Below are 17,814 nucleotides of genomic sequence, written 5' to 3' on the forward strand. Positions count from 1 at the left end.
TCTTAACTCGATAACTCAAGACTTCTTGAGCTATCGAGTTTATTTTTTTACCCAAAACACATGTATTTCATTTCAAGGTATTCGTCAATTCCATATTTAGAACCTTCCTTACCAAATCCGCTCTCTTTAATTCCTCCAAAAGGTGCTACGGTTGTTGAGATCATTCCTGTATTAATACCTACCATACCATATTCCAAAGCTTCTGCTACTCGCCAAACCAACTGATAATCTTTACCATAAAAATAAGCGGCTAAACCATATGGAGTATCATTGGCCATATCGATGACTTCTTCTTCAGTAGAGAATTCAAAAATTGGAATTACCGGACCAAATATTTCTTCTGTATAAACATCCATCTCCTTGGTTAGATTAGAAAGAATAGTAGGCATGTAAATCTGATTATTCTCATCTGATCGCTTGCCACCAAGATCAATTTCACCACCTTTCTTTACTGCATCATCGACAACTCCTTCCACAAACTGTACCGCAGATTCATCGATTAGTGGTCCAATTTGAACACCATCTTCCATCCCATTTCCTAGCTTAAGATTGGCAACAGCCTTCTTTAATTTTGAAGTAAAAGTTTGATACACATCTTGATGTACAAAAAAGCGGTTTGAACAAACACAAGTTTGTCCTGCATTACGGTATTTCGACGCAACTGCTCCTTCAACAGCTTGATCAATATCTGCATCTGCAAATACAATAAAAGGTGCATTTCCCCCCAACTCCATAGAGACTTTTTTAACAGTGTCTGCACATGCTTTTATTAATTGTTTACCTACTGCTGTTGACCCCGTAAAAGATAATTTTCTAACAATAGAATTAGAAGTTAACTCATCTCCAATTTCACTTGTTCTACTGGATGTAATGACATTAAACACCCCTTTTGGAATCCCTGCCCTTTCTGCTAAAACACCTAATGCTAAAGCGGATAAAGGAGTATATTTTGCAGGCTTAACAATAATGGAGCATCCCGCTGCCAATGCTGGAGCGACCTTTCTAGTAATCATAGCATTAGGGAAATTCCATGGCGTAATCGCCGCCACTACCCCGACGGGTTGCTTAATCGTCACAATTCTTTTATCTGCCTGATGACCAGGGATTACATCTCCATATGTTCGTTTTGCTTCTTCGGCAAACCACTCCACAAATGAGGCTCCATAAACTATTTCTCCAATAGCTTCTTGTAATGGTTTCCCTTGTTCCAGCGTTAATATTTTTCCTAAATCTTCCTTGTTTTCTATCATCAGATCAAACCATTTTCTTAAACGGAATGACCTTTCCCCTGCAGTTGTTTTTTTCCACTCTTTCTGGGCAATCTCTGCCGCTAAAATGGCTTTACGAGTATCGTTTGCATTAAAATCAGAGACAGACTGAATCACAGTCTGATTGAATGGATTTTTTACTTCAAAGGTTTTATTCTCTTCACCATCAACCCAGCTGCCGTTGACATAACATTGGCTTTGTAATAGTGTAGTATCTTTTAATATCATGGTGCTATTTTATCTATTGTAAGAGTGATCAACGAAGTTAATAACCAGTACATCAATTGAAAATAATTTTTATCAGAACTAGTCACTTTTTGTCATAAACATTATGGGGTTTTACTTGTTATTTATTTATTATGCTATTAGAAACTACTTACGGGAAACCGAAAAATTATCAAAAAGGAAAATCATTAGTTGGAAGGCCATTTTCGATATTTAAAATTTTTAAAATGAGAGGAAGTTCTTCACCCAGGTTTTTCATCGAAAGTACCAACCTTGCTGTTGACTATCATAAGGAGTTACAATCTGATCTAGATGCTGCTATGATTGAAATCAGACGCAATGGGATCATCGTTCATATCAACGTCAAGTTACAGATCTTTGAATGGATGATTCCGTATTATCAATTGGTGCTATATAAAACCAATGAATATTTTAGTATTCATGCACATGGTCGATTTTTACAATTTACACTGGATAAATCGCACATCGAACATTTAAAATTTATAAATAAACTGGTCTTTGAGAAAGAATCACATATGAGTCAATATCATTTTATTGATGGGCGGTAATGCAAATTGTTATATTTTGAGTTAGAAGCTTAAATGTTAGAAAAATTCAATTGTTGGATTCAGGAAATTTCCAACTAGAAAAGTGCTTAAGAACAGTATTCATATCATTTCAGACATAATACTTTAAAAAAGATAATGTGATTTATTTATCTGACAGTATCGTCGATTTTATAATGTAACTTTTATATGAAATTAAATTTAATGTTTCCATTGTTTAAATTGGGTAAAACTTTATAAAAGACCACTACTACTTAAATAACTTAACATAAATGTAGCTTTATGTATTAATAATTTATCCTTAGATAAAAGTTAATATGTAAAGCTTTTTTAGTTTGAATTCTTCAACTATATTCAACCCGATATCTATTTTTTATGGATTTACCCGTATTTCCAAAATGCTACTACAACATCCTGTCTTCGAATATGATATGTATCGTTTGGAGACTTATAAACAGAGAAAAAGAAATATTGCGATTAACAATTACAAAGGGTATTTATCATTGATGTTTGAAGAAGTGGACTACTTCAATTACTTATACCTTAATACTAACAATATTTCTATAAAAAAATTAGGCCTTCCCTACTATGAAAAAGGGATTGATCGAATTAAAATTATACAATCTAAAGAATCATACTATCATCATGATTTCTTAGATCTTTCATATCAAGATCGGACCATTGTAGCATGCTATAAGGACCTTTCTACTTACATCCCTTCATCTAATATCACAACCATTAAACCGGTCAGTAATGACGAAGACCTTCTCCATTTTACGAAGTTATATCTTACTGTTTTTGGATCTTCTAATAAAGATTATGATGAGGTAGCAGAAAACTTCAAATTACTATTACAGTCTAAGCAATCTGATCTGTTCTTTATACAAGAAAATGGTAATACAATAGGTATTTGCTCTAATTTCTATAATGAAGAGTACATGTTCTTAGCCTCATGTGGAGTATTACCAGAATACCAAAACAGAGGTTTTCAAAAGAAAGCAATTAAAGAGCGTTTGTCCATCGGAAAGCAAAAAGGATATAAAAGTTGTTATGTTTGGGCATACGACAATACTATTAGTTTAAGTAACCTATTAAAATCTGGACTTTCTATTCACAAGACATATCATGAAGGATTATCAAAACCTTTGGGTGACCTTATTAAGCAACAAGAAATATTACAAGCATAAGCCTCTACTTACTTATAAAAACCAATCCTATTCCTTCGATTTATTTTTAGAAAAAGTAAGGCTTTTATGTAATATCCTCCTAAAACAGCAAGAGAAAGTCATAGCAATTCAAGTCTCTGATCCTATTCATAGTCTATTCTTAATAGTTGCTTCTTTAGTCGCTAAGAAAACTTATTGGATGGTGAATGAAGAGGTTATACAATCAGTAAACCTTAATATTTTAAAAGATGTGCTTAATATAGATGATCAATTGTATGAGCATTTTATTAATTCTAACGATGATACAGAATTACCTTTATCAGTTAAAGCAAACATCTCCGGTTTTCATCCTTTCTGTTGGGTAAATAGTTCTGGATCGACCTCAAATCATAAAATAACCGAATACCTTTATCAGGGTTTATTAGAAGATACACTTAGACAAATCAGAAATAATAACATTACTAACAACGACCGTATAGATATTGTCTCTTCCCTAAATTTCAGCGCCTCTTTATCTTCTATATTCCCAGTTTTATATAGTGGCGCTTCTCTTCACCTGTGTGATTCTACTTTAGACATCATTGACTTTTGGAGACAAGAGAAAATCACCATGACTACATTAACTCCTTCATTATTCAGAACCTTATTAAAAAGAAGGGTTACTATTGATTTACCCCATTTAAGATTTATCTGCTTAGGAGGAGAAGAAGTTTTTACGAGTGATATCCTATTATTTAAAAAGCATTTTCATAAGAATCAGGTTTTACAATTAGCTTTAGCCAGTTCTGAAACAAGAATGATTGGGGAGTTAAAGGTGAAGGCTGATACTAATGATGAATATGAAGAAATAAAATATCAACCTATTGAAAGTAAAAAGTGGATTATCTTAGATCAAAATGATGAGGTAGTAACAAATGAGAAAGAAGGACGAATTGCTATACAAAGTCATGCAATTGGTCATCGATATATCAACTCCTATGATAGCTTTAAACAAGTGGATGAGAATACCACATTGTTCATATCGAATGATATAGGTAAAATTGATAAGAATGATCAGCTCCATTTTAAGGGGCGTTCTGATAATAGAATAAAAATTAAGGGTACTTTTATTAATTTATCAGAAATAGAAGCTAATTTAAGTCTTATTGAATCCATTAATGATATAGCAGCTATCGCTGATAGCACCCATGAAAATCTATACCTTTTTGTAACTACTTCTTCTAATGGTAAAGACGAAATAAAAAGAATCATTCAAGCAAGCTTCCCTAAACTAACTTATCAACTTATAATTCTTGATAAATTCCCTAAAACTAATTCAGATAAAGTTGACCGAAAGAACTTACTAAAAAGGGTTTCCTCTGTTGAGAAAGTAAAAGATCCTTATCAAAATGCCTGGAGGAAGCAATTCCCTCTGATTGATAATTTTGAAGGAAAACACTTTTTTAGTGACTTAGGTGGCGATTCACTTACTTCATTATCATTAATCTCAGATTTAGAAGAAGTCATCGGAAAAGAACTTTCTCCACAACTTATCTATCTATACCCTACATTTGAAAAACTAAAAGATGCATTATATGATTCAAATTCTTTTAATCTAATACAAGTAACAGAATACAGTTCATTTAAAGAAAATATATTATTTATTCCATCTATTCATGGAAGCCATGAACAATATCGATTCATTCAAGAATCTCTTAAGGAAAAATATAACATTTACCTTCTTCAGTATCCTTTAAAAGAAAATCCTAGTGATAAACAATTTTACAGTTTTTCGATGTTAATACAGCAATGTGTATCTTTTCTTGATCAGTCAAATATTTCATTTAAAGCATTCATCGGGTACTCTTTATCTGGGTACATAACATACGAAATAGCTCATCTAATTCAGCAACAACCTTCGGTGTTTATCATTGATACTCCAATTTATGAAAAGCAATCATTACTAATGAAGGTTATGAATGACTCATTAAAAACACTGAAAATAATAAAGAAAAACTTTTTTAATTCCTCTGAGCTTGTCATCAGTTACAAGCGCTTAAAAAGAAGAATTAAACAACAATATTTCCATACATCTTCCAATGATGTATCTATTCAAACAATTCATGATTACTTCTTCTCATTTTATGCTGAATTACTTCATTCAAAAATTAAGGTTAGCACAACAAAGTTTCCATTAGGTACTTTTATAGCTAACGACCAATCATTCTTTAGTAATGATATTAAAGCTACTTATCAATGGGAAAAGTATAATCAGAATTTACTATTTAAGAAGACACTTACTGGGAATCATGGATCCATATTAAATAAAGAAAACTCTCTAAGCATAGCTGCAACTATTATTAAAGAGTTAAAAGAAGTTCCAAACCATAATAATAGGATATTTGAAACAGCATTAACTAAAGAATTGATCATTGATAGTGAATAATAAGATGAATTGGTATGATTTTCTTTAACAAAAAAGAAAACTAATTACTATGGACATCTCAACAATCGGATTTATTCTTTCGGGTATCAGCGGAACGGCTTGGACTTTAGTCTATATACAACTCATTCGCTTAGGGTTTCAACAGAAAACATATGGCATGCCTTTTATTGCATTAGCTTTAAACCTTGCTTGGGAGGCATTATATGCTGGAATTGGTCTAATGGAAGCTCCTACAAATATTCAGACGATTGTTAATGTTATATGGTTAGGGTTTGATATTGCCATTGTTGCCACCTATTTTAAATATGGGAAGGAAGATTTTGAGAAGTTAGCCAATAAAAAGTACTTTATACCTTGGTCTATTATTGTACTACTGATGGCCTTTACATTACAGGTTGCTTTTTATCAAGAATTTGGAAAGAGTGACGCCAAATATGTTGACGATATGCTTTGGTTTATCAACCCTTCATTAGGTTGCTGGTATTCTGCTTTTACACAAAACCTTATTATGTCTATTGCTTTTATTAGTTTATTGGTACAGCGAAAGTCATTAAAGGGACAGCATTTATCAATAGCTATAGCAAAATGTATCGGAACATTAACGCCTAGTATTTTATACGGGGTTATTTTGGAAAGTAATTTAGTAACCTGCCTTGGGGTATTTATATTGATCTTTGATATTATTTATATCTGGATGATTATAGATTTTCAACAACAGAATAAGATAACTCATAGTGAGTTTTATGGGGATGCAACGCTTAGTGAGTAATATTGTAAATCACTTTTTTGATATTTAATTCAAATTCCAAAACATCATCTTTACAATAAGAATAGAACTTCACTACAACATAACCAATAACACAAGTAGCCACTCCAAGTTCTAAATAAGAGATCAATTCTATAGCATGTGCCATTGTTGTCTCACCAGCAGTAAATAATACTTTTGCATACTTCTGAAGTGCCACTGTACCTATTGCTAACGGGAAAGTAAAGGCAGCAAATCCAGGGTTAAACTTTCTTTTTAATAGGTGGAAAAAGGCAATATATAAGACAGATGTCATTAAGATCGACAATGTAAGTAGTACATGGCATATAAACTCATTGGGGTTTTGTGTGATGGTTAAGTACCCTGCAAAACACAAACTTGCTGGTGCTGCCATGATTCCAAATGTTTCTACAGTATCGAATTTATAGAATGCTAATCTGTAAATCATAAATGCCAACATTACAAAATATAATGGGGTAGCTATCCACCAAATCATTGCGGCTAGAGTTGGGAACCCCATATATGTAGCGTTTACACAAGCTACAACAATACCAATTGGAGGAACAAACCAGCTGGGCATCATGTGCTCAAAAGAAAAATTCTTCATTCTATGGTAGACAAAAGTCGCTAAACAAATCAAATGTATACCAATGGCTAATAACCATAAACCTTTGCCTAAAATTGGATCCACCTTCACCAATATCCCGGCAAATACCATCATTGCCATCGCCATAGTAGGAACATAACTTCCCAACACATGATGTTTTAGTTCCTCTTTGAATACATCAAAATGTAATACGTTTCTTAAAATTAGAGATAAGAAATAGAATAATGCGATAGCTAATGTGATATAAGAAACCCATCCAATATGAGCATTTCCCCAAGCTGCACCCAATGTAGCAGTACCTAATGCAACACCAGTAAGTCCGACAGGCAAATTTCTTATTTTATCTTTCATAATATTACTTTTAATTATTTGATAACAGATTGATACTTAATAAAACGCATTTATTCGATCACTGTTACCTAATAAAAAGAATGTAAAATAACTTAAAGTTATAATTAAAAGATTTAGGATTCTTACAAAAAATCAGTAAGTAATTGATTTAAAAACTTTTATTATCTTGGGACTCATTTCAAAAACAAACTATTATCTCTAAATGAATACTATAAGTTATCCTAACATTAAACAGTCTTTTGGGATCTTCGGAATTTATCTTCTCTCTTTACTCATCAGTGTACCTCTCTATTTCATCTTCGAAGCTTTCAACGTCAACCAAAATGTAATGATCTTATTTAGCTATTTGGTCAGTTCATCATTTACATTCTTAATCATTCACTACCTAAGATTTAAACAGAATGAAGTCTTTAAATATCAATTTAGAAAGACGCCATTTATGGTGTATGCTTTAAGTCTCTGTGCTATGTTCTGTTTCCAATTATCTATCATCACACCTATTACATCATTAATACCACTAACTAATGATTATCTTGATACGGTGAAATCAATGATTGACGACCGATATTTTCTCACTTTCTTTTCGATAGTTATTATTGCACCGGTAATGGAAGAATTTATTTTTAGAGGTATCATGCTCGATGGGTTGCTAAAAAATTACACCCCATGGAAGGCTATCTTACTATCTTCATTTCTTTTTGGGTTGATCCATATGAACCTTATTCAAGCAGTTCATGCTGGTTTGGGTAGTGTGCTTTTTGGCTGGATCTACTATAAAACCAAAAATTTATTGCTTCCGATAGTATTACATAGTATCAATAATTTCTTTGCATTTAAAGAGTTAACCTCTATTCCTGATGATTTTGATATTGAACAACCTTTTTATGACGTAATGGGAGGAATAGAAAATTACCTTCTAATGGCAGCTGTGGCATTAATTATTTTAGGTCTAAGCATTTATCAAATTAATACTCTTTTAGAAGAGGATGTTAAAAAAGGTGATGAAAATGAACCCATCAATGTAATAAAATCACAGTAGATACTAAAATGGAAAATCAACATTGTACAAAACCTTTGATTTTAAACATTGTACACCTTGTTGATTTTCCAATATTTTTAAACGATTGTAATAATATTTAATAGTCGTTAATACACTTTTCTAACAAAATTTCACTTCCTACATTTGTTATATGAAAATGAAACAAAGCTAAAACAAGTACGATTTCAATACTAAATTACAAACAATCTATTCCATAAATATTAAATGAAAACATCTACCTATATAACGATTTGTGTAAATGATCTTTTATTTCCAATTGATCATATTTCCAAAATAAAATTCAAAACTGATTTGCAATAATTCAGCAATCGGTTTCGGTATATTCTATTGTTTATTTTTCAAAATTATACGAAAAGTAAGCCTAGATGCATACACTCTTTAATTTCTAAAATGAATGAATTACTGTCTTTAACCTTAATCAGTGATACATATACGGATATATAACATTGTAACCACTGCGAATATTCAGAATTAATTTAAGTGAAATAAGATTAATATAATGTTTTGATTACAACTAAAAGACATCTCTTTTAGGGGTGTCTTTTGTAAGCATTGCATAACTAATCTATCATATTTTCATTGAAAAAAATTGAATATAAAAGTTTACATATATTCGTTAGCATTAAAATAAATTCTTATCTACATATATTTTAGCATAGAAATATGTTTCGCTGATCTGTGCTATAAATCCAATAAATCAAGCGTTAACAAACAACAAACAACCGATGAAAGTAAGTAACTTTTTACGATTTATTCTTTCTGCATTCTTCTGTACGATGCTGTTAGGATTTGCCCCTGTTTTTGGACAAACAAGGGTCATTACAGGTACAGTTCATGATGAAATGAACGAAGCTTTACCAGGTGTAAACATCCTTATTAAAGGAACATCTAGTGGTAGTATTACTGATTTTGATGGTAAATTCAGTATCGAAGTAGGTAACGGTCAAAATGAGTTGGTCGTATCGTACATCGGATATATCACTAAAACCATCGCTATTGGCACTCAATCAAATGTTTCCATTAAAATGGAGTTAGATGCTGAGCAACTTGATGAAGTTGTGGTAACCGCCTTAGGTATTGAGCGTTCGGAAAGATCTTTAGGATATGCAGTAAGTGCTGTAACTGCTGAAGATATGGGTGATGCTGGTGTCGCTTCTGGTAACATGATGAACTCATTATCAGGTAAAATTGCAGGTGTGCAAATTGCTCCAGTAAGTGGTGCAGGTTCATCTTCAAGAGTAGTTATTAGAGGTACTGCCAACCTAAATGGTAACAACCAACCATTATACATTGTTGATGGTGTGCCAATTGCAAATAACACTTTCAAAGATGCAGGTGACTCTCCTGACACTGGTGATGTGAACACAGGTGACGGTCTATCTTCGATCAACCCTGATGACATTGAATCGATTTCAGTATTAAAAGGTGGTTCAGCAACAGCACTTTATGGTTCTAGAGCGATTAATGGAGTTATCTTAATTACTACCAAATCTGGTAAAGGTAAAGGAGCTAAAAGTGGTGTTGATTTCAACACTGGTGTTACTCTAGATGTTGTAGGGATTACTCCAAAAGATCAAACTACTTACGGGCAAGGTATTGACCACGCACTAGCTGGTAACCCTAAAGCGACTACTGGAATGTGGGGTCCAAAAATTACTGGTCAGAGAACAGATGCTTACTACGATGGTAAAGAAAGAACTTTACAAGCATACGATAACTACAATAACTTCTTTAAGACAGGTATTACTTCTAATACAAGTGTGAGTGCTTACACTTCAAATGAAAACTCAAGTTTACGTTTCTCTTATTCAAATATGGATAACCAAGGAATGGTAGACAATTCAACTTATAAACGTAATACATTTAATATTAGAGGTACAACTTCTATTAGTAAAAGATTACATATCGACGGACGTTTGACTTATGTGAATCAAAAGGCACACAACCGTATGGAAATGGGTAATTCTGTAAATAACTACATGGGTATGTTATTAGGAATTCCTACAACAGTAGATCAAAACTGGTTAAAAGATTATACCTACCCAGAAGGTCACCCAAGAGCAGGTCAGCCTCACGGTTACAATGACAAAGAAACGAACCCTTACTGGAACATGAACAGAGTGGTTAACGAAGATGTTCTTAACCGTGTAATTGGTATGGCTTCAGTGACTTATGATATCACTGATGATTTAAAAATCTTAGGTAGAGCTGGTACTGACTACAATGCAATGCGTCAGGATGTTCTTCAACCATTATACACTCCTTGGTTCGAACAAGGTAGAGCTTACCAAAGAACAAACCTTGATTTCGAATCAAATGCTGACTTCCTATTAAGCTACCATAAACAAGTGGGTAACTTTGATATCAGTGCCAATGCAGGTGGTGCGTATATGCATCAATTACGTCAGATGACTGACGTTGGATCTTCAAGATTCTCTTCAGAAGACTTCCAAAACCCAGCTGCGGGTTCGGATATGTTCCAAAACTTCTCTACTTACGACAAATCAATTGCTTCTTTATATGCAACGGCTTCAGTAGGTTATAAAGGATTTTTATTCTTAGATGCATCTATCCGTAATGACTGGTCTTCAACATTACCAGAAGACAATAATTCTTACTTCTATCCTTCAATTAGTGGTACTTGGGTATTCTCTGATATGGATTGGGATACTCCAGACTGGTTATCATTTGGTAAGTTAAGAGCATCATGGGCACAAGTAGGTTCTGATACTGATCCGTATTCTTTGGCCTTACAATATGAGTTAGACAACTGGGACCATAACGGAATGAACATTGGTGGTATCAGAGGTAATAGAATTCCAAACAAGGCATTGCTTCCTTCAATCCAGACGTCATATGAATTCGGTATCGACATCCGTTTCTTAAACGACAGATTTGGTTTAGATGTAGCTCGTTATTCTGCTATTGCAAACAATCAAATTCTTCCAGTAGATATTTCTAGAACTTCTGGTTATGAGAGTGCGATTATCAATGCGGGTGAGATTCTTAACGAAGGTTGGGAAATGAGCTTAAACTACCAACCAATTATGAACAAAGCATTTAATTGGTCGATCGACTTCAATGCAGCCTACAATTACAACGAAGTAATTTCATTAACAGAAGGTGTTGATTATTACAGCATCGGTGGAGTTGGTGGAGTAAATATCCAAGCGATTCCTGGTAGACCATACGGTGAAATTGTTGCAAAACAAGCATTACGTGATGATAATGGCAACTTTGTAGTAGACTCAGAAGGACGTATTCAAGTAGAAGATGAGCCTTCAACAATTGGTAATGGTGTTCAACCATGGATGGCTGGTATTAGAAATACATTTAGCTATAAAAACTTTACTTTATCGGTATTGATTGATGGTAAATTTGGTGGTGATATCTACTCTTCTACTGAAGCTTCTATGTATGCTTCTGGTAAACACGAAGGTACAGTTGGACCAAGAAACGAATTTATCGATGGTGGATTCTGGAACCCAGGAAACTTAGTAACAGCTCATAACGATGCTGATGGTAATGTTTCTTATGAGCCATTCACTCAATCTGTAGATCCTCAACAATACTTCGATAGATATGCAGGAATTCCTGAATTCCACTTATACGATGCATCATTTATCAAGTTAAGAGAAGTATCTGTTTCTTATATGTTCCCTAAAACAGTGTTAGCCAATACACCAATTAAAAACATTGGTCTTACAGCTTCTGCTTTCAACGTAGGTTACTTATGGAGAAATACGGACAATATCGATCCAGAAGCGTCATTCACTTCTAGAAACGTTCAAGGTATTGAGTATTCCAACTTAGCTATTCCAAGAACATTTACTTTCAAGTTAAACGCTAACTTCTAATCTGAAACATCACAATGAAACTAAGAAATATATTAATTGGAGCTGCACTTTCAGCAACTGCATTAACAGGATGTAATTTTGGTGATCAAAATGTAGACCCATGGACATCCAATGATTTAGACTTAAAACATGTATTCACTTACACTCAAAGTAAGATGTTTACATCAGGACATGAAGGCTTTAGAGGAAACCTTATCATGGCTGGGCCGATGGCACAAAATACTGCTTGTTTATATTCAACAGGTATTGGCTTTGGTACTAATGATGGTTATACTGAAGCAACTTGGTCAAATATCTATGGTAATGTTTTAAAGAACATCGAAGATGCCAAAGGTAAGTTAGTAAAACAGGGTGGACATGACTATATGATTGGTCAGTTTAACGTAGTGAAAGTAGTAAACATGCTTCGCTTAACTGAGCTTTATGGAGATATCCCTTATGCTCAAGCTGGTTTAGGTTACGAGAACTTAACTTTCTATCCTAAATATGATGCTCAGAAAGATGTCTTAAATATGATGGTAGACGATCTTCTAGACTCAAGAGCAAAAATCGAAGGGGCTAACGATACAGATATCAGTAATTACGATATGTATGATGCTGACATCTCTCGAAAAGCACAATACCAAAAGTTAATCAACTCTTTACTGATTAAGATTGGTGTAATGATGTCTGAAGCAGATCCATCTAGAGGTGCAGAAATCTTTAAAATGGGGTATAATAATACGCATGGTTATATCACTGATTGGTCTGAAACTTCTTATGTAAGACACGTTGAAGCAGGTGGCCCATGGGGACAACATGTCAATGGTTCGGGTATTGCTGTTGAAGGTCAAGTTGGTGGTATGTCTTATGCATATATCTCTGAGGTAGCTTTGAAATTTATGCAAAACCATCATGATCCTCGTTTATTCAGAGTGGCTTCTCACTTCGACTATTCTGGAGGTGTGAATAAAGCTGTAATGAATACTGCCTTGTACCATGATTTTGACCCATTTGCTGTTGCAGGTGATGAAGGAGAATTCAAAAAAGTACACTACAGAGGTGTTCGTCTAGGTGACAACGGTGATGGTAACAGAGGTTTATTCTGGAGAAACTCGGGCGATGTAGCACAGCAAGCTGCTTATTGGATGGATCAAAATGCACAAGTGGGTGATGAATATGCTTTCGCTCAAGAAGGTCAGTTTATTACACTTACAGGTTTGAACCCTGCCACATTCAACAGACTTACACCAAGTATTATTATCGGTGCTGATGAAGTTGCTTTCCTGATTGCCGAAGCAAGCTTAATTCCAGCATATGGTGTTAACGATGCACAAGCATTTAGAAGAGGTGTTGAATTAGCCTTAGCAAAATATGATGCGGTTAACTTCCCTGGTGCTGATTTTGAATCTTCATTTGTTGAATTATATAAGTCACAAAAAGATCCAACATACTCTCAAGAACAAAATAAAACGCAATATGTCAACGACGCAGTTTCAAGATATAATGCTGCAGCAGACAAAAGAGATGTTGTGATTACTGAACACTGGGTTGCATTAATGGGGAACGGTTATAAATCATTCGCATTGGTAACTAGAACTGGTGGTCCATCATTTATCCCAGAGGTAATTCCTACAAATGAACGTAACTACAACTTACCTTCATACGATATCGACCCTGTTATCGATAATGATGCTGCGAAGGTAGGTACACACCAAGTAGTTAAACATAGAGGTGGCGTTACTGATTTTGTTAGACCTAAACGTTTCCCTTATCCTAACAGAGAGCTTAATGTAAATGCTTCAAACGTAGAAGAGGCAATTACAAGACAAAGAGGAAATGTAGGTGCTGCAACTCACTTTATTGCCATTCCACAATGGTATAGTAAGAAATAGATTAGATTGATTGTAATACCAAAGGCCGCCTCATAATTATTTGAGGTGGCCTTTTTCTTATCAAAATAAACCTGAAAAATTACGGTCAGAATTATGCTTAACACCACAAAAGAAGAAATTCAGTATTAGAAACCTCTTTGTAATAAGTTACATTTACAAAAACAGCCATAATAGTATCAAAAACGACATTTCACAGTTATGCATGTAATATAAATTGTTCTAAATAATAGTAAAATGTAAGATATTGTAATACCCAAAACACCTCTCTAAGCGTCACTTTCAGAGTAATATTGAAGAAACAAAACGCATGTTATTATGTATCGCAAAACTATTACTCCACGCTACTTGAATAAATTACTAAAGAAGTTTATTAGACTAAAAGCATCTATTCATCTAGACAAAATCCCTTCTTATCGTAAGCATAATATTCACCGGAAATTAGGGCTGATAAAGAAGAGGCTCCAACACCACAAATTTCAATTTGGTTTATCAGTATCTCTACTTTTATTTACCCACTCTACTAAATCCTTAGGACAAAATATATTTAATACTTCAACCGACCTAAACCCTAACTCAGGTTACAATATCCAAGGGGTCTATTATTATGGTCGAATGGGCAGGTCTATGGATGGTATTGGTGACTTTAATGGCGATGGTTACAATGATTTTGTGATGAGTGGATTAGTTGGAGATCCAGACATCATACAAACAGCAAATCAATTAAGCTATTTTATTATCCTTGGATCACCAGAGAAAAGAGATCAAAATTTACAGCAAAATGAACTGCCAGACGATATGCTTTTCGAGATAAAAAGTCATATCAGCAGATTTTATGAGGTGTATGGTATTGGAGATATCAATGGAGATCATAAAGATGATATCATGGTACGTACAGGCAGAAGTACCTATAATGTCATTTATGGAAAATCCGTAGACGAAAATGATCAGCCATTGGAATTAGCTTCTTTCACTCCCGAAGATGGTTTTGTGGTAGAATCAAATACCGAAATTTCTGCGGCTGGTCAAGCGGGATTATACAATAAAGATGAATTAAATGATATCGTATTTGCAACACCAAAACATGCCTACATATTAATGGGTAATAATTACTTCAGTGATACCCTTCACCTGAATGAACTCAACCTTGGAGTGGAAGCTACTCGAATTAATGTAAGCTGGGGTACCTATGAATGGATTGATGGTGTAAATACTATCGGTGATATAAATCACGATGGCTTTGATGATGTAGGCATCAATAAATTTACTGGCAGCTGGTCTTCGGCTGACACTTTATATGTTATTTATGGAAAGGAACATATCAGTGAGAGTATTGCTTACAGTGATGTCAAAGATGAAAATGGTTTCAAAATTACTGCTTTTACAGATGGCTACGGAAGCAAAGCTCCATCAACAAGCAGTGTTTTCGAAAGTATAGGAGACATAAATGGAGATGGTTTCAATGATTTAGCTATTGGTCGTAGTTACTATTATGAATATAACGAACATGCACATATTATTTTTGGCAATGATTCTTCATTCAATAATCTATTATTTCTAGATAGTCTCGATGGTTCTGATGGATTTGATTTAGGAACTTTTGAGGGAGGATATTATAGCATGTTCATCGGAGGAAAAGGTGATGTAGATGGTGATGGTATCGACGATATTGCAGTGAGTATTGGAAATGATGAAACCTACATTCTTTTTGGAGAAGATAAAACATATACCGATCAAATTAACTTCGATGATTTAAAATCACATCAAAAACTAAAAATAGATACTGAAGGTCGACACAGAGATGATGATCATGACTGGATTGAATTGTTGGATGTAAATAACGATGGGATTGATGATATTATCATTGCTAAAACCGGTATTGCTTTCCAAAAGGATGATGTTGAAAGTGGAGAGGTAAATATCATCTACGGCTCACCCGAACTAAGACCTCTTGAGAGTCAAAAAGAAAAAGTGGAACTCTCTGAGAAAATTGCTGATTCAGGTGATTTTAATGGAGACGGTCATGAAGATTTACTACTTTTTAATAGAAATACGGCTTACATCATTTTTGGTGATGGAACTTCAAAACCTTCTACTGAAATCTCAGAAGTAGACAATAAACTTACAATCAAGAATGATATTAGGTTTAGTATTCTAAAAGCAGTAGACCTGAATAATGATGGGATTGATGATATTATTGCCAAAGATTATCTAACACTTGAAGTCATGTGGGGAAAGCAGAACTTTGATACTGATACTATCAATTGGGGTGAATTCTCTGAGGAAGATGGCATGAAGATCACTTCAGAAAGTGCGTATCATCTAGGGAATACTATTATGCCTATGGACGACTTTAATGGTGATGGTATCAATGATGTTGCTATTTTTGATTATTACAGAGAATATGACTCAAAACACTCATCATATATTCTTTTTGGATCCGATGAAGCCTTCCCTCAAGAAATCGCCATTGACCACCTCGAAGCTGGTGATGGATTAGAATTTACTGCCAGCGGAAATTATTGGTCAGCAAAACTAATGACAGGAGATTTTAATGGTGATGGTATCTCCGATTTAGCAAGTGGACTTTACCCAGAAAATACATTAGAAGTAGTATATGGTAAAAAAGAAGGTTTCTCTGAACAGAAAATGCATTGGAACAATCTATTTGATGGAGTCAACGGGTTCAAAATTGACAATACTGCTGAGAAAGGTTTTTCTATGACTGACTTTACCCTTTCCGGAGATATTAATCATGATGGAAAATCTGATATCATTATGGTCGGTGGTTTAGACTGGTATGGCGAAAGAGACCAGAAAACACAGGTCATCGTTTATTACGGTACAGACTCTACTGATGCTTTGGTAAAAACAGATTCTATTAATGGTCAAAATGGTTTTATCATTCCTATAGATAATGAAAATATTAACGTTAGTTCTGGAGTAGATTTTAATGGAGACGGAGTAGATGACTTTTTTATTGGAGCTACGGGAAATGGTCATCAACAAGGCAGTTATGTGATTTATGGTGATTGTGAACTACCTGAAAGTAGAAGCATAAGTTTATCTGAATTAGTGGTCGGTAATCGCGGTGAGTATTTTCAGTCGAAGTATAATTTTGGAGACGTACTCTTTGATGTAAATGCTGATAGCTTAATTGACCTTCAATATAACAATGCTAGCTTTTTGATTTCATCTGCATCTGAGCTTCATGATTGTTTAGAAAGCCAAGAAGAAGAACATCAAGAAAGTAATGATGAGGAAGACGACAATACTACAACAGAAGAGGATAATTCAGAAGAAGAAAATAATAATGATGGTCAGAATGAAGAGGACAATGATAAGGAAGAAGACAATAATGATGAGGAAATTACAGACCCCGACGATGACCCTATTAGTGCCTCTTCTCTTGATCATCAGAATATTATTTTTTACCCCAACCCTACAACAAATCGCCTGTATTTTTCAGGAATTGATAGAAAAGATACTATTCGTATTTTCGATGGTGTAGGTAAGCTTATTACAGTCCAATCAGGAGAAAGTCCTTTTATTGATACTTCCAATTGGAGAAAAGGCATATATCTTGTAGCGGTTAAAAACAAACGGTACAGGATTGTAAAACAATAATGTATCGTTTTAGGTCCTGTTTCTA

The 17,814-nt window shown here is 34.1% G+C and carries 10 protein-coding genes; 8 read left to right on the forward strand and 2 right to left on the reverse strand.

What is annotated here, in order from left to right; genetic code table 11:
• Window positions 1–47: 47 nt before the first annotated feature.
• Window positions 48–1,496, reverse strand: coding sequence for an NAD-dependent succinate-semialdehyde dehydrogenase (locus QL232_RS01675; protein ID WP_281612793.1), 1,449 nt, complete (start codon window positions 1,494–1,496; stop codon window positions 48–50).
• A 131-nt stretch (window positions 1,497–1,627) separates the two neighbouring features.
• On the opposite strand from QL232_RS01675, the gene QL232_RS01680 reads away from it, so the two are divergent.
• The 4 genes from QL232_RS01680 to QL232_RS01695 all read left to right on the forward strand — a co-directional run bounded on the left by QL232_RS01680 (window position 1,628) and on the right by QL232_RS01695 (window position 6,419).
• Window positions 1,628–2,062, forward strand: coding sequence for a hypothetical protein (locus QL232_RS01680; protein WP_281612794.1), 435 nt, complete (start codon window positions 1,628–1,630; stop codon window positions 2,060–2,062).
• Between the two features lie 395 nt (window positions 2,063–2,457).
• The gene (locus QL232_RS01685; RefSeq protein ID WP_281612795.1) at window positions 2,458–3,246 is read left to right on the forward strand and encodes a GNAT family N-acetyltransferase; all 789 of its coding nucleotides are present in this window, start codon (window positions 2,458–2,460) and stop codon (window positions 3,244–3,246) included.
• Window positions 3,185–5,650, forward strand: coding sequence for an AMP-binding protein (locus QL232_RS01690; protein WP_281612796.1), 2,466 nt, complete (start codon window positions 3,185–3,187; stop codon window positions 5,648–5,650). The genes QL232_RS01685 and QL232_RS01690 overlap by 62 nt, the downstream gene beginning before the upstream one ends.
• A gap of 49 nt (window positions 5,651–5,699) precedes the next feature.
• Window positions 5,700–6,419, forward strand: a complete 720-nt coding sequence (locus QL232_RS01695) for a hypothetical protein (protein ID WP_281612797.1) — start codon at window positions 5,700–5,702, stop codon at window positions 6,417–6,419.
• On the opposite strand, the gene QL232_RS01700 is transcribed toward QL232_RS01695, so the two are convergent.
• Window positions 6,409–7,374: a TDT family transporter gene (locus tag QL232_RS01700; RefSeq protein WP_281612798.1), complete on the reverse strand. Its 966-nt coding sequence runs from the start codon at window positions 7,372–7,374 to the stop codon at window positions 6,409–6,411. The two genes, QL232_RS01695 and QL232_RS01700, sit on opposite strands and share 11 nt — an antisense overlap.
• A 202-nt stretch (window positions 7,375–7,576) precedes the next feature.
• Here QL232_RS01700 and QL232_RS01705 point away from each other — a divergent pair, with 202 nt between their 5' ends.
• From QL232_RS01705 to QL232_RS01720, 4 genes are all read left to right on the forward strand, one after another.
• Window positions 7,577–8,413 carry a type II CAAX endopeptidase family protein gene (locus QL232_RS01705; RefSeq protein WP_281612799.1) on the forward strand — a complete coding sequence of 279 codons (837 nt, stop codon included), beginning with the start codon at window positions 7,577–7,579 and terminating at the stop codon, window positions 8,411–8,413.
• 746 nt (window positions 8,414–9,159) lie between these two features.
• Window positions 9,160–12,291 carry a SusC/RagA family TonB-linked outer membrane protein gene (locus QL232_RS01710; RefSeq protein WP_281612800.1) on the forward strand — a complete coding sequence of 1,044 codons (3,132 nt, stop codon included), beginning with the start codon at window positions 9,160–9,162 and terminating at the stop codon, window positions 12,289–12,291.
• Window positions 12,292–12,305: 14 nt separating this feature from the next.
• Window positions 12,306–14,165 (forward strand): SusD/RagB family nutrient-binding outer membrane lipoprotein, encoded by a 1,860-nt coding sequence (locus tag QL232_RS01715; RefSeq protein ID WP_281612801.1) that lies wholly within the window; start codon window positions 12,306–12,308, stop codon window positions 14,163–14,165.
• A 345-nt stretch (window positions 14,166–14,510) separates the two neighbouring features.
• Complete coding sequence (locus QL232_RS01720; RefSeq protein ID WP_281612802.1) at window positions 14,511–17,789, forward strand: FG-GAP-like repeat-containing protein; 3,279 nt, start codon at window positions 14,511–14,513, stop codon at window positions 17,787–17,789.
• Window positions 17,790–17,814 lie beyond the last annotated feature (25 nt).

The organism is Flammeovirga sp. SubArs3 (assembly GCF_947387565.1).
Lineage (GTDB): Bacteria > Bacteroidota > Bacteroidia > Cytophagales > Flammeovirgaceae > Flammeovirga > Flammeovirga agarivorans.